Origin of the sequence: Hydrogenovibrio halophilus DSM 15072, assembly GCF_000384235.1 — a bacterium.
In the GTDB taxonomy this organism is placed as follows: Bacteria; Pseudomonadota; Gammaproteobacteria; order Thiomicrospirales; family Thiomicrospiraceae; genus Hydrogenovibrio; species Hydrogenovibrio halophilus.
The window spans coordinates 1,567,985-1,582,376 of record NZ_KB913033.1 but is presented as its reverse complement, the minus strand read 5'-3'; the positions used below and the strand labels follow the sequence as shown (position 1 = coordinate 1,582,376).

At 56.1% G+C, this 14,392-nt stretch carries 14 protein-coding genes; 9 read left to right on the top strand and 5 right to left on the bottom strand.

Features of this window, described 5'->3' with window-relative positions; translation table 11 throughout:
* Nucleotides 1-24: 24 nt before the first annotated feature.
* Nucleotides 25-1,728, bottom strand: a complete 1,704-nt coding sequence (locus tag A377_RS0107645; protein WP_028485367.1) for an acetolactate synthase 3 large subunit — start codon at nucleotides 1,726-1,728, stop codon at nucleotides 25-27.
* 210 nt (nucleotides 1,729-1,938) lie between these two features.
* On the bottom strand, nucleotides 1,939-2,520 hold the full coding sequence (gene orn / locus A377_RS0107640; RefSeq protein WP_019895672.1) for an oligoribonuclease: 582 nt from the start codon (nucleotides 2,518-2,520) through the stop codon (nucleotides 1,939-1,941).
* 231 nt (nucleotides 2,521-2,751) lie between these two features.
* Here orn and A377_RS0107635 point away from each other — a divergent pair, with 231 nt between their 5' ends.
* Genes A377_RS0107635 through rsgA form a run of 3 tightly spaced genes read left to right on the top strand, consistent with a single transcriptional unit; the run spans nucleotide 2,752 to nucleotide 5,406 of the window.
* The gene (locus A377_RS0107635; RefSeq protein WP_019895671.1) at nucleotides 2,752-4,056 is read left to right on the top strand and encodes a M48 family metallopeptidase; all 1,305 of its coding nucleotides are present in this window, start codon (nucleotides 2,752-2,754) and stop codon (nucleotides 4,054-4,056) included.
* The gene (locus A377_RS0107630) at nucleotides 4,053-4,394 is read left to right on the top strand and encodes a 4a-hydroxytetrahydrobiopterin dehydratase (protein WP_019895670.1); all 342 of its coding nucleotides are present in this window, start codon (nucleotides 4,053-4,055) and stop codon (nucleotides 4,392-4,394) included. Before A377_RS0107635 ends, A377_RS0107630 begins: the two co-directional genes overlap by 4 nt.
* Before the next feature lies 1 nt (nucleotide 4,395).
* Nucleotides 4,396-5,406 (top strand): ribosome small subunit-dependent GTPase A, encoded by a 1,011-nt coding sequence (gene rsgA, locus A377_RS0107625; protein WP_019895669.1) that lies wholly within the window; start codon nucleotides 4,396-4,398, stop codon nucleotides 5,404-5,406.
* 29 nt (nucleotides 5,407-5,435) lie between these two features.
* Here the strand turns inward: rsgA and A377_RS13130 are convergent, their stop codons facing one another.
* On the bottom strand, nucleotides 5,436-5,612 hold the full coding sequence (locus A377_RS13130) for a hypothetical protein (protein ID WP_019895668.1): 177 nt from the start codon (nucleotides 5,610-5,612) through the stop codon (nucleotides 5,436-5,438).
* A gap of 180 nt (nucleotides 5,613-5,792) precedes the next feature.
* On the opposite strand from A377_RS13130, the gene A377_RS0107615 reads away from it, so the two are divergent.
* From A377_RS0107615 to A377_RS0107600, 4 genes are all read left to right on the top strand, one after another.
* Entirely contained in the window at nucleotides 5,793-6,095 is a 303-nt protein-coding gene (locus A377_RS0107615) for a c-type cytochrome (RefSeq protein ID WP_028485365.1), read from the top strand.
* Between the two features lie 244 nt (nucleotides 6,096-6,339).
* Nucleotides 6,340-6,648, top strand: coding sequence for a c-type cytochrome (locus A377_RS0107610; protein ID WP_019895666.1), 309 nt, complete (start codon nucleotides 6,340-6,342; stop codon nucleotides 6,646-6,648).
* Between the two features lie 101 nt (nucleotides 6,649-6,749).
* Nucleotides 6,750-7,976, top strand: coding sequence for a phosphoglycerate dehydrogenase (gene serA, locus A377_RS0107605; protein ID WP_019895664.1), 1,227 nt, complete (start codon nucleotides 6,750-6,752; stop codon nucleotides 7,974-7,976).
* A 34-nt stretch (nucleotides 7,977-8,010) separates the two neighbouring features.
* Entirely contained in the window at nucleotides 8,011-10,812 is a 2,802-nt protein-coding gene (locus A377_RS0107600; protein WP_019895663.1) for an FAD-binding and (Fe-S)-binding domain-containing protein, read from the top strand.
* 246 nt (nucleotides 10,813-11,058) lie between these two features.
* Here A377_RS0107600 and A377_RS12195 read toward each other — a convergent pair whose 3' ends face one another.
* Nucleotides 11,059-12,204, bottom strand: coding sequence for a ferredoxin reductase domain-containing protein (locus A377_RS12195; RefSeq protein ID WP_019895662.1), 1,146 nt, complete (start codon nucleotides 12,202-12,204; stop codon nucleotides 11,059-11,061).
* Nucleotides 12,205-12,280: 76 nt separating this feature from the next.
* The gene (locus tag A377_RS0107590; protein WP_019895661.1) at nucleotides 12,281-12,778 is read right to left on the bottom strand and encodes a hypothetical protein; all 498 of its coding nucleotides are present in this window, start codon (nucleotides 12,776-12,778) and stop codon (nucleotides 12,281-12,283) included.
* Between the two features lie 152 nt (nucleotides 12,779-12,930).
* Here A377_RS0107590 and pyrE point away from each other — a divergent pair, with 152 nt between their 5' ends.
* Together pyrE and A377_RS0107580 are read left to right on the top strand one after the other, a co-directional pair.
* Nucleotides 12,931-13,629 (top strand): orotate phosphoribosyltransferase, encoded by a 699-nt coding sequence (gene pyrE / locus A377_RS0107585; protein WP_019895660.1) that lies wholly within the window; start codon nucleotides 12,931-12,933, stop codon nucleotides 13,627-13,629.
* A 22-nt stretch (nucleotides 13,630-13,651) separates the two neighbouring features.
* On the top strand, nucleotides 13,652-14,179 hold the full coding sequence (locus A377_RS0107580; protein ID WP_019895658.1) for a SixA phosphatase family protein: 528 nt from the start codon (nucleotides 13,652-13,654) through the stop codon (nucleotides 14,177-14,179).
* Nucleotides 14,180-14,392: the final 213 nt, after the last annotated feature.

Below are 14,392 nucleotides of genomic sequence, written 5' to 3'. Positions count from 1 at the left end.
CGTGATTCGCGCGCTTCCATCCGCTCAGACCAGAATCATTTCGTCCATACCGGCACCCGCCGGAATCATCGGGTAGACGTTTTCCTGTTGATCGGTGATCACATCAATAAACACAAAACGGTCTTTGTATTTGTCTGAAAACGCCTCTTCCAGCTGTGCCTGCATGGTTTCCGGGTCGTCAATGCGAATCCCCACATGCCCATAAGCTTCGACCAGTTTGGTAAAGTCCGGCAATGAATCCATGTAAGACATGGAGTAGCGGCGATCATAGAAAAACTCCTGCCATTGACGCACCATGCCCAAAAAGCCGTTATTCAGACACAGCACCTTGATCGGCAGCCCATACTGCAAACAGGTGGAAAGCTCCTGAATGTTCATCTGGATTGAGCCTTCCCCGGTCACACACACCACCGTCGCATCGGGAAACGCCGCCTGAACCCCCATGGCGGCCGGAAGACCGAAGCCCATGGTGCCCAGACCACCGGAATTGATCCAGCGCCGCGGCTTGTTGAACTTGTAATACTGAGCGGCGAACATCTGATGCTGGCCCACGTCAGAGGTCACGTACGCATCGCCTTCGGTGATGCGCCAGACCGCTTCCATCGCCGTCTGAGGCTTGATTTTGTGCCCAATCTGTTCATAGCGCAGGCAGTTGGTCGAGCGCCAGTCTTCGATCTGTTTCCACCAATCGGCCAAAGCGTCCGCGTCCGGCGTCATCTTGTGCTTTTTCAGCAACGACAGCATTTTTTCCAGCACCTGCTTGACCGGTCCGACAATCGGAATGTCCACCACCACATTTTTGGAAATGGAGGCCGGATCGATGTCCACATGCACCACTTGCGCATCCGGACAGAACTTTTCCAGATTGCCGGTCACCCGGTCATCAAAACGCGCGCCGATGGCAATGATCAGATCCGAATTGTGCATGCTCAGATTGGCTTCATAGGTGCCATGCATGCCGAGCATGCCCACAAACTGTTTGTCTTCGGCCGGATAACCACCCAATCCCATCAGGGTATTGGTGACCGGATAGCCCAGCAGGCGTGCCAGCTCGGTCAGGGCCTCGGACGCACCGCCCAGCACCACACCGCCACCGGTATAAATAATCGGACGTTTGGCCGACACCATCATGTCAATGGCTTTTTTGATCTGACCGGTGTGGCCCTTGGTAATCGGCTCATAGGAACGCAAACTGACCGACTCCGGGTACTGGTAATCGGCTTTGGCATTCTGAATGTCTTTTGGGATGTCCACCACCACCGGACCGGGACGCCCTGTGGTGGCAATGTAAAACGCCTTTTTCAGCGTCATCGTCAGATCCTTGACGTCCTTGACCAGAAAATTGTGCTTCACGATCGGACGGGTGATGCCCACCGTATCGATTTCCTGAAACGCGTCCAGACCGATCATGTTTGACGCCACCTGACCGGTGATCACCACCAGAGGAATCGAATCCATATAGGCCGTCGCAATCCCGGTCACCGTATTGGTTGCACCCGGACCGGAGGTCACCATGGACACACCCGGCCGACCGGTCGCACGGGCGTAGCCGTCGGCGGCATGCACCGCCGCCTGCTCATGGCGAACCAGGGTGTGTTTGAGTTTTTTGGCGTCGGTATCCAGAGCATCGTAAATCGGCAGGGCCGCCCCGCCGGGATAACCCCAGACCAGCTCAACGCCCTCGTCTTCCAGAAAATGGACCAGAATCTGGGCACCGGTTAATTCCACACCAACGTCCTCCGTCATCGTGTACCGATCAAACCCATGAATTGATCGCTGGATTTGACCACAAAAAGAGGCCTGCCCGCTTCGGGCAAACCCAAGATATTGAGCGTAAAGGCGAAATTATAACCAAATAACGCCGCGCAGGGAACCCACCGCATGACTTGCGGCAATTCCTGAGTGAAATACTAGGGAATTTGCGTCGAAAACGCAAGTTCAAAGCTTGAACAGATGGGTACGGTAATGCCGGAGCTCGGCAATGGATTCGTAAATGTCTTCCAGCGCCAGATGGGCGCCCTTCTTTTCAAACGACTGATACACCGAAGGCTGCCAGCGCCTGGCCAGTTCCTTGAGCGAGGACACATCCAGATTGCGATAATGAAAAAACGCTTCCAGCGCCGGCATCTGTTCAATCATAAAGCGCCGGTCCTGACAAATGCTGTTGCCACACATCGGCGACTTGCCTTTGGGCACCCAATCGCGCAAAAAAGCCAGGGTGGCCTGCTCGGCCTGTGCCAGGGTGACCTCACTGTCAAGCACGCGTTGGGTCAGGCCCGAAGCCCCGTGATGACGGGTACACCAGTCGCCCATCGCATCCAACGCGGCTTTGGGCGTCTGGATCGCCAGCACCGGGCCTTCGGCCAGTACCGTCAGGTCAGCGTCCGTCACCACCGACGCAATTTCAATGATCCGATCCGCCCGATGATCCAACCCGGTCATCTCCAAATCCAGCCAAATCAAATGATTGTCCGACTTCGCCAGTGGCTTAAACGCCCGCCCTGCCAACGATTGATCCATGCCATTCCTCTGATTGTCATAAATGATATTCGGGGTATCTTACCCGCATACGGCAAACGGCTCAAACAGGACGGGGCCGGCAGCCGTTGACAGACTTCAGCGCCGACTAACGGCCAGCAATTGCGTTTGCGCCAGCGCCCACGTAAAATCGTGTGGTTCCATGAGTCCTTTGAATGACACAAAGGACTCTGACCCTCACACGACCCTCAACCACCTCAAGGGAAGCAACACATGGCTCAACCGGATTTGCACAACTGGCTTACCACCTTGTTTCTGCTGGCACTGGCCGCGCACCTGATGATCGAAGTCTGGCTCAACATCAAAAACCAGTTTCACATCGGTCAGCATCGCAACCTTGTACCTGACGACTTTGCCCAGACCGTGTCGCTGGCCGACCATGAAAAGGCGGCGGACTACACCCGCGCCAAACTGCAACTCAATCGCTATGTGCTGTTTTACGATGTGGCCATTCTGGTGTTCATGACGCTGGGTGGCGGATTTCAGCAACTTTACGACTACTGGGCAGGCACGCAACTGCCCATGATCTGGCGCGAGGTCGGGTTTTTGCTGTCGACCTTCTGGCTGCTGTCGCTTCTCAACCTGCCGTTCAGCTATCTGCGCACCTTCAAAATCGAAGAGGCCTTTGGCTTTAACCGCATGACCCTGGGCCAGTTCGCTTCGGACCTGTTGAAACAATGGGCGCTGGGCCTGGGCCTGGGCCTGCCGGTACTCTGGGCCATTCTCAGCGTGATGCATGCCTATTTTGACCAGGCCTGGTGGTTGTACACCTGGCTGATCTGGATCGGATTCAACCTGTTTCTGCTCTGGGCCTATCCCAAGTGGATCGCCCCGCTTTTCAACCGCTTTTCACCACTGGAAGACGGCGAAATGAAACAACGCATCGAAGCCCTGTTGCAACGCACCGGTTTTGAATCCAACGGCATTTTTGTCATGGACGGCTCTTCGCGCAGTGGTCACGGCAACGCCTATTTCACTGGTTTCGGCAAAAACAAACGCATTGTGTTTTTTGACACCTTGCTGGAAAAACTCACGCCCGAGGAAGTGGAAGCGGTTCTGGCCCACGAGCTGGGGCATTACAAGCGCGGACACATCAAAAAGCGCATGATCTGGTCGTTCGGACTGAGTCTGATCGGGCTGGCATTGCTGGGCTGGCTGGCACAAACCCCGGATTTTTATCACGGACTGGGCATGACCAGCCAGACCCCGGCCACGGCATTGCTGTTGTTTGCGACAGTAATGCCGGTACTGTTCTTTTTCCTGGGCCCTCTGAGCGCGCTCAAAAGCCGCCAGCACGAATTCGAAGCCGATGCCTTTGCCGCCGAACAGGTCGGGCCCAACGCCTTGATCCAGGCACTGGTCAAACTCTATCGCGACAATGCCAGCAGCCTGACGCCGGACCCGGCTTATTCGGCCTGGCACGACAGCCACCCACCGGCCAAAATCCGCATTGATCACCTCAAACGTTTTCAATCCGCCGACACAACGGACCCATCCCACAAGGAGCCTGACGCATGAGCACGTTTCAAACTTTGGCCCAAAGCCACTGCGAACCCGTCACCCCTGAGACCAAGGGCGTGATCATTCCCACCGTCGAAAGCTACCTGTCACAAATGGATGGCTGGGAAGCGCCTTTGAACTACAAAAGCCTGCACAAAACCTTTCGCTTCAAAAACTACCTGCAGACCGTGCATTTCGTCAATGCGGTCACCTGGATTGCGCAAAAGGAAGACCATCACCCCACCCTGTGCTTTGGCTACAACACCTGCAAAATCGAATTGAGCACCCATGCGATCAAAGGTCTGAGTCAGAATGACTTTGTTCTGGCCGCCAAAATCGAGGCGTTGTTCGACTGATATGACCCAGCGCAAACTCAGCAAACAGCAGAAACGGCGTCTGGACCAGCGACGCCTCAAAACGTCTGAAAACCGGCCGGAAGACGATCCGGATGCGAAAGAAGAAAATGGCGTGGTGGTCACCCATCACGGCCGGAGCGTCCTGATTGAAAATGCCCGGCAGCAATTGATCCTCTGCGCCGTGCGCCAGAACCTGGGCAAACTGGTGGCCGGAGACCGGGTTTGCTGGCAAGCTGAGATCGAGTCGGGGACGGGCGTGGTCACGGCGCTGCAACCTCGCACCAGCCTGATGACCCGCCCCGGATTTCGCGGACAGACCCGCATGATTGCCGCCAACATTGACCGCCTGATCATCACTCTGGGCGTCGAACCCGGCGTGCACCCGGACGCGATTGACCGCTATCTGGTGGCCGCTTCGCAGCAGAAGCTGCCCTGCCTGCTGGTGATCAACAAAATGGACCTGGTCGACAGCCCCGAACTTCAGGAACTGATTCTGGAACGCCTGGCGCCTTACCCGCCGCTGATTCAACATGACCGCATCCAAGGGTTGCTGGGCATCCACTTTACGTCCACCGAGGACAACACCGGTCTCGAAGCGCTGCGTGACGACCTGGCGGGTCACACCAGCGTCATTGTCGGCCCTTCCGGCGCCGGCAAGTCTTCGCTGATCAAGGCGCTGATTCCCGACCTGTCGATTCGCGTTCAAAGCCTTTCCGATGCCACTGGCCTGGGCAAACACACCACCAGCAACAGCGTGCTCTACCACCTGCCAGACCAGAGCGGTCAGTTGATCGACTCCCCCGGAGTACGCCAGTTTGACCCGGAACCCATGCCTTTGCACGAACTGGAGCAGGCCTATCCGGACTTCTTCCCATTTCTGGGCCAATGCCGATTTGATGACTGCACCCACCAGCACGAGCCTCAGTGCGCCATTCGCGACGCTGTGGAAAACGACGAGATTGCTTTCAGCCGCTACCAAAGCTTTCAGCGACTGCTCGCGTCCTTCTCATAGCGTTCTTTGTGCGAGGGCAAGCGCTTTTTTCAGGCGGTGACAATCAAAGACAGGCCATACAGAACGGCCGCCGCGGCCAGCAACGTTGCCACCCAGAACAAAAACACCCAGCCGATGTGCAATGGGCGGCCGGCCAGTTTCAACAGATACCAGCTGCCCGCGGTGAGCAACAGAATCAACAACCAGAACTTGATAATCGTGAGCATGCCTCGTCTCCTGTCGGTTTGTGCCCATTCTACTCCACTTCCCCGCATGGGCGAACACGGCAGAGTCACACTTTGGTCAAACTCCCTTCAAAGTTCCAACTTGACTAATTCTGGCGTTTGCATTGTAATAAGCACAGGTTTAAACCTGAATTGTGACATGGTGCTTAGGAGAGTACAAAAATGAAAAAACTATTATTGGCTATCACAGCAACTTCTTTGATGACTCTGGGTTCTGCACAGGCAGCAAGCGCAGAAGCTGGCAAATCCGCTTATTCAACCTGTGTTGGGTGCCACGGTGCTGCCGGTGAAGGTGGAGTCGGTCCTGCTCTGGCCGGACGTGACACAGCGGAAATCGCTGACCTGCTGAAAAAATACCGTGCCGGTGAGCAAGTTGGTCCAATGACGTCCATGATGGCGCCAATGGCTGCTAACCTGTCTGACGCCGACATTGAAAACATTGCTGCTTACACAGCATCGCTGTAATCGTTGCAGCTGGCTCTAGAGCTAAGCTAGGCAATAAATCAAAGCCGCCATAGTGCGGCTTTTTTTATGCCCGTTGTCGCTTGACCCGGGGACCCGAATCCGCTTAAATATTAACTCCAATTTCGTGAGTCCTGTGCAAACATTTTAAAAATGGCGACAAATGGCCAGAATGCACCGCTTCTGATCAGCAAAAAGGACTCTGGAGCCTGTAACCACCTTGTGTAACCCTAAGGGATCTGTGTTTATGAATCTTCGAACTGCCTCGGCTGTGGTCGGCCTGATGACCGCATTCAGTTTTGCCCCCCTGACGCTGGCGGCTGACAAACCCGCAAAGGCGCAGACGTGTGTTGGCTGCCATGGCCCCAATGGCAACAGTCTGGTTCCGACTTATCCCAAACTGGCCGGCCAGCATGCCGCCTATCTGGAACAATCCTTGAAGGACTTTCGTGATGGCCACCGCAAAAACGCCACCATGGAACCCTTTGCCAAAGGGCTGACGGATGAGGAAATCAAGGCACTGGCAGAATATTACGCCGCACAATCGCAGTCGTAAACACCCAAGGGCACATCCTTGCCCGCTTTCAGACCGGTCTGCATCGGTTAACACCGAGAGGCCGGTCGTTTTCTTTTTATTGAGTTCCCGAGTGAGACCTGATGAGAAATTCCCTGGCGAAAGACAAAATCAAAATCCTTCTGTTGGAAGGCCCGCATCAAAGCGCGGTCGATGTGCTGAATGCCAATGGTTATCACAACATCGAGTACCACAAAGGGTCGCTTTCGGAAGAAGACCTGCTGGATAAAATCCAGGACGCGCATTTTATCGGCATTCGTTCCCGTACCCAGTTGACCGAAGACGTCTTCGCAGCGGCCAAAAAACTGGTCGGTGTCGGCTGTTTCTGCATCGGCACCAATCAGGTCGATCTGAATGCGGCCAGACGCCGTGGCATCCCGGTTTTCAATGCCCCCTTTTCCAACACCCGTTCCGTGGCCGAGCTGGTTCTGGGCGAGATTCTGCTGCTGTTGCGCGACATTCCGGCCAAAAACACCAAGGCCCACCAGGGCATCTGGGACAAATCTGCGACCGGTGCCGTCGAAGCACGCGGCAAAACCCTGGGCATTGTCGGCTACGGTCACATCGGCATCCAGCTGGGCATCATGGCCGAAAACATCGGCATGACCGTCAAATACTATGACATTGAAACCAAGCTCTCACTCAGCAATGCCGAACAGGTGGGCACACTGGAAGAACTGCTTCAGACCTCGGACGTGGTGTCGTTGCACGTGCCCGAAACCGAGAGCACCCAGAACATGATGGGGGCCGAACAATTTCAGTTGATGCGCCCGGGCGCGATTTTCATCAATGCCGCCCGCGGCACCGTGGTCGACATCGACGCCCTGGCCGAAGCCATTGAGTCCGGTCATCTGTCCGGTGCGGCGATTGACGTCTTCCCGGTGGAACCCAAAACCAATGACGAAACCTTTCACTCCCCGTTACGGGGCTTGAGCAACGTGATTCTGACCCCGCACATTGGCGGCAGCACCCTGGAAGCGCAGAAAAACATCGGCGAAGAGGTCGCCAGCAAGCTGGTCAAATACTCCGACACCGGCACCACCGTCATGGCCAAGAACTTCCCCGAAGTCTCTCTGCCGGAACAGGTCGGCCGCAGTCGTCTGTTGCACATTCACCAGAACATCCCGGGGGTCATGACCCAGATCAACAATGCGTTTGCGCATCAGGGCGTCAACATTCTGGCGCAATACCTGCAAACCATGGACGACATTGGCTATGTGGTGATCGACATCGACGCCAAGGACCGGGATACCGCGCTGAAAGAACTCAAGGCGATCAAAGAAACCCTGCGCGTGCGCGTGCTGCATTGATCCTTTCGGCCCCAAAACACAGAGGAAGTCCGGCATGATCACCACCGATGCGTCCGTTTTTGAAATCCAGCCAGCGGCCTTTACCTACCCCAAAAACCAGGCCGACTTGCTGAGCCGGGTCCGTCAGGCACTGGGCGAAAAGCAACCCATCACCCCGCGCGCCGGCGGTACGTCCCTGGGTGGTCAGGCCATTGGTTCGGGCCTGTTGCTGGACATTTCCAAACACTTCACCCGCATTCTCGATTTTCGTCCCGAAGACAGGGAAGTGGTGGTGGAACCGGGCGTGATTCAGGACGATCTGAACGACTACGTCCGATCCGCTGGCCTGCGTTTTGCCCCCGACACCTCCACGTCCAACCGCGCCATGATCGGTGGCATGATCGGCAACAACTCCTGTGGGGCCTATTCGGTTTATTACGGCACCACCCGCGATCACGTCAAAAGCGTGAACATGATTCTGGCCGATGGCCATGAGGTCACCTTTCGCGATCTGACCGCCGAGGAACTCCAGCAGAAACAGGCGCTGGACACGCTTGAAGGCGAAATTTACCGCGAGGTGCTGGCGCTGCTGACACAACACGGCGCGGCCATTGTCGATGCCTTTCCCGATGCCTCGATCATCCGCCGCACCACCGGCTACGCGCTGGACGTGCTCTACCGTGATCACCAGCCCTTCAACCCCAATGGCAAACCGTTTAACCTGACCCCACTGATCTGCGGCAGCGAGGGCACACTGGGATTCATCACCCAGGCCACCCTGAATCTGGTGGACCTGCCCCAGCACAGCCAGGTGTTCTGCGCCCATTTCGACTGCATGGACACCGCCATGCGTTCGGTGCCCGACTTTTTGCCACGCAACCCGGCGGCGATTGAGCTGATCGACAAACCCACGCTGGACGGCACCCGCAACAACCGCGACCAGACCCGCAACCGTTTCTGGGTGCAGGGCGATCCCGAGGCCGTTCTGGTGGTGGAACTGTTTGATGACAACCCCGAGCGGTTGCGCCAGCGTTTACACGACGGGGCCGACTGGATGCGCGAACAGGGCGCTTACGCCTGTCCGATCATCGAAACCGCTGATACCGCCAAAGTCTGGAATCTGCGCAAAGCCGGGCTGGGATTACTGATGGGCAAACCCACCCGCAAAAAAGCCGTGGCCGTGATCGAAGACGCCGCGGTGCCGGTGGCGTCCCTGCCCGACTTTTACCGCGAAACCCAGGCGATTATGTCGGATCTGGGACTGGGTTGCGTCTATTACGGTCACGCGTCGGTGGGCCTGATTCATGTGCGCCCGGAAATGGACCTGGCGACCGAAGAAGGCCGTAAACACTTTCAGACCGTGGCCGAACGCAGCAGCCAGCTGGTCAAGAAATACCGCGGGGCGATTTCGGGCGAACACGGCGATGGCCGCATTCGTGCGCCCTTTATCCGTGAACAGCTCGGCGACGCGGTGTATCAGCACCTGGTCGACCTGAAGGCCATATTTGACCCCAACTTCTTGTTCAATCCCGGCGTCATCATTGGCGAAGCCCCGATCACAGCGAATCTGCGCGCCGACCGACAGCCGATCGTGGACCTCACGCCCGGTTATGACTGGCAGGCCGATTTGAGCCTGATGGACGCAGTGGAAAAGTGCAATGGCGCGGGCGCCTGTCGCAAATCCGCCGGGCGCGGCACCATGTGTCCGTCGTATCAGGCCACGCGCGAAGAAAATTATTCCACCCGCGGCCGCGCCAATCTGCTGCGCCGCGCTCTGACCGAACCCAACCCGATTCAGGCATTGAAAGCGCCCGAACTGCGTGATGCGCTGGAACTGTGTCTGGGCTGCAAAGCCTGTCAGTCCGAATGCCCCGCCAGCGTGGACATGGCGCGACTCAAATCCGAAATGCTCTATCAGACCCGGCTTTTCAGCCTCAGCCGCCTGTCGATCCGTTACTACGGCTTGTTGATGCAAGCGGGCGCGTTGCTGCCGGGCCTTTACAACTGGGTACAGGATCGCTCTCTGGTCAAAAAACTGATGGGTGTGGACACACGCCGTCCCCTGCCCCGTCTGCAGGCTCAGCCGCTCTCACGCTGGTGGCAGAAACAGGCTCGGAAAACGAGCACCGCCTCCGATGACCGCCCCGTAATCTGGGTACTGGTGGACCTCTACAGCCATTATCAGGAACCGGCCATCGGCCAGGCCGCACTGAGCTTTCTGAGCCAATCCGGCTATCAGGTCAAACCCGTCTTTTTAAAGCACTCGCCCAGAGCACTGTTAAGCCAGGGGCTGATTCCGGCGGCCAAAACCGCTTTGAAAGACACCTGCCAGGCGCTGGCCGATGTGCGAAAAGAAGACCGAATTGTGGGACTGGAACCTTCGGATACGTTGGTCTGGCGCGACGAAGCCAAAGACCTGATTGCCCCGGCAAATGACCAGGCCTGGTCGTTTTCACAGGTACAATTGTTTGAAGAGCTGGTTCTGGATCTGCATCAGCAGTGGCCGTTTGCGTTCCAACCTTTGCCGCGCAAAGTCTGGCTGCATGTGCATTGTCATCAGAAATCGATCAGTGATGCCGCCGATGCTCAGTCCGCGCTGTCATTAATCCCCGAGCTGGAACTGAAGGTGATTGCATCCGGCTGTTGTGGCATGTCAGGCGAGTTTGGCTACAAACACTACGATGTGTCACACAAGATTGCCAACCAGGCCATTCTTCCGGCGCTGGAAAGCGCTGACAGCGAAGACTGGGTGGTGGCCACCGGCACCAGTTGTCGTCACCAGATGGCCGACTTCGCCCAGCGCAACGCCTTGCATTCCGCACAGGTGTTTCTCAGTGCCTTAAACCCACCGCATTAAAATGTCACAGTTCCCTTTTTGACCAGGCCTGCTCAAAAAGGCGGTCATCCCGACCGGAGAGAAACCTTTTCAACCCTGCACACCGTCAAAAGACCCTTCGGCTTCGCTCAGGGTGACATACTTCCTGTTTTAAACAGGCCAAGCAGAAAAGTGACTGTCATCCCGACCGAAGTGGAGGGATCTTTTCCGATCCTGCACTCTCCCTTCAAAGGCCCGTTTGGCTTCGCTCAGGATGAGAGTGAGCCTTCAATAAACGTCGTATTGCACCCGCTTGATCTGACGCCAATGCTTCCAGGTAGCCTGAGCCTGATCCGGCGTCTGGCCGCCTTCCTGCTGCAAAATCTCGATCAGACATTGCGCCACCTGGGTGGCCATTTGCGCCTGATCGCCGCACAGATACAGGTACGCGCCCTGGTCAAGCCAGGCCATGACCTCGGAGCGGGCTTGCCACAGCCGTTGCTGCACGTAAATTTTTTCTGCCTGATCGCGCGAAAACGCGGTGGTGACCTGCAAGCCCTGCTGTTGCCAGGCCGTTAAAATCGGTTCCGGCAAGACCGCACGCAACAAATCGGTTTTCCCGGCATGGGCTTCCCCAAAAAACAACCAGGCCTGGTTGTTTTGGTGGTTCTGATGACTTGCATGCTCGGCAAAACGACGCTGAAGAAAGCCGAAATACGGTGCCAAACCGGTTCCGGCACCAATCAAAATGAGCGGTGCGCGCGCATCGGCCTCGGAATCGGGTTGATCTTCGGGCAACTTGAAATGCGGATTGGGGTTATGGTCTACGTCCAGCAAGTCCCCCGGCTGACTGCCGCTGAGCACATTGCTGGCGGCCCCATAACGCATTCGACGCGCCCGCTCATACACCACCTGCCGGTAAAGCAAATCCACCTGCGTCTCCCCCAGCGCATCCGGGGCGGAAGCAATGGAATAAAACCGGGGCGATAAAGGGGCCAGTAACTGACAGAAAGCCAGCGCCTTTTCCGGTTGCGTCAGTTCCGGGTGTGCCGTTTTCAGAAATTCGATCAGATCCAGCAGATCCCGGTTTTCGGCAAAGGCCATCATCGCCTGACGATCGGGCCAGAGCGACCAGCCAAACCGGCGCTGCAGCTTGTTAAGAACCGCCGGCTGCAACTGGGTCAGTTCCAGATGCGCATGCAGCGCCTGGCCCAACGGCATCTCATCGTGTTTTGGCAAGGCAATCAGGGTCTGTTCAGACAAGCCCAGTGCTTCCAGACAGGCCTGCACCAGTTGGGGCGGGTTATGAGGGGTGACCATCAGCCAGTCGCCCGGCTGGTAATTCAGCGGCGATGGCAAAGACAAACGCAAATGGTAAATGGCCTTGTCGGCCTCGGGGGTCAGCAGTCGGTTAAACACCACTTCGGCTTGCATCGCAGGCTCCTGATTCGGGTCAAACCAGAATTATAAGCCTGAAAATCGAGTCTGCCAAAGCATTCTGAGCAGATGATCAGGCCGCACGCACCATATCAATCAGGACCGTCAGCCAGGGCGCGGTCACCAGAATGGTCACCGCCGACATCAGACCGGCAATCAAACCAATACCCACCTGCGGGATCAGATTGTTGTTTTTGATTTCGATCTCTTCGGCCTGGTGTTCCACCGAACTGAAAATGTCCACCTGACGTTTCATCAAACCGTTCAAAGTACGAATCTGTTTATAGAGCAACTGCTGTTCTTTTTCCAACTTGGACCGGCTGCGCTCAGTGCGGTTTTCCAATTCGTGCATTTGTTTCGACAACTGACCGATGGACGCATCCATTTGTTTGACCAGCCCCTGAATGGCGGTTTTGTCTTCTTTCAACCATTCGTAGTCGGGCGCGACCATGTCGGACATGTCGTAATCGTCGTAGTCAATTTCCTGACGACTCCGCTGGCGGCGCAAGGCCTGTTCCAGCAAAAGGCTTTTGGATCCCAAGGGTTCTACCTGGCGTAAATCAATGGACATAACGGGTGCCTCGCAAATGTTGATACTGTCAATTTATTGTCAGTCGTGCCTGCTTTGACGAACATAACGCGAGAAGCGTGCCAACTCCATTCGCACCCCATAAAATTCCGAAAATGGTAAAATGGTTTTCTTTGATCACAAACCAAGATTGTATGACTGACAACACTTCGCTCAACAAAAGCCCGCTGACCCCCTCACAAAAAACCGCCTTCATCGAACTGGTTCTGCAGACGGGCGTGCTCAAGCTGGGGCAATTCACCCTCAAATCGGGTCGCCAAAGCCCTTACTTTTTCAATGCCGGTCTGTTCAACACCGGTGGCCAGTTGGCGAAACTGTCTGACATCTATGCCCAGGCGATTGCCAAAAGCGCACTGGATTTCGATGTCCTGTTCGGTCCCGCTTACAAAGGCATCCCCCTGGCCGCGGCCACCAGTACCGCGCTGGCCACTCGCCACGACATGGATGTGCCTTACGCCTTCAACCGCAAGGAAGCCAAGGATCATGGTGAGGGCGGAAACATTGTGGGCCACCCTCTGCAGGGGCGGGTTCTGATCATTGATGACGTGATCACCGCCGGCACCGCCATTCGCGAAGCGATTGACCTGATTCAGGCCCAGAACGCCCAACCGGCTGGCGTGGTCATTGCTCTGGATCGCATGGAAAAAGGCCAAAGCGAACAATCGGCCATCGAAGAAGTGGAAACCACCTTCAATCTGCCGGTGATCCGGCTGATCTGTCTGCAGGATCTGATCGATTACCTGACCGAACAAACGCTGCCTGCGGAACTGGGTCTGGATCAGACCGCGATTCTCAAGGCCATGCAGACTTATCAGGCCCAATACGGTATTTGATACCAACGGAGGATTCAACGCCATGGCCGATCCGTTCAAAGAACTGCTACTGCTGCGTCATGCCAAATCGGACTGGAAAGACCCGGAACTGCCGGACCGGGAAAGACCCATCTCCGACAAGGGCAAAAAATCGGTCTGCAAAATCGCGGCCTGGCTGGATCAGCAGCAATTATGGCCCGATGCGGTCTGGGTGTCGTCAGCCAAACGCGCGCAACAGACATTAAAACGCCTGCAACTGCCCAAAACCATTCCGGTTGAGACGGTGGACGCGCTGTATCTGGCTGACACCGAAAGGCTGGAAAGCCTGCTGGCCAACTTTCCTGCCCAGACACAGCGCCTGTTGTGGGTGGGGCACAACCCCGGTTTTGAGCAGTTTCTGGCCCGCCTGATCGGGTCTGACGCAGCGGCTTTGGGGCACAACAAACCTTTTCCAACCGCCACACTGGCGCACTTGTTATTGCCGGAAAAGGCTCTCCAAGCGCCTCAGGCTTCGGCCCGATTGCTGCATTATGTTCGCCCCAAGGACCTGAAAAAAACCGATCACGCCTGAATCCTAAAACCAACAAAACAGGCACGGTCTGTGCTTATGAGCACTCAGACAGAACCGAGCAGGCAAAAAACGCCGCCAGTTTGTGACACAGGAGTCACATTTCAAGCATTAAAACCCTTTGACATCAAAGATTTGTTGAAAAAAAAGCGTATCAGGGTTACATTTTTAGCAATCAAACTGAAGTGACCCTTGCAAAAAATCATCAAAAGGCAC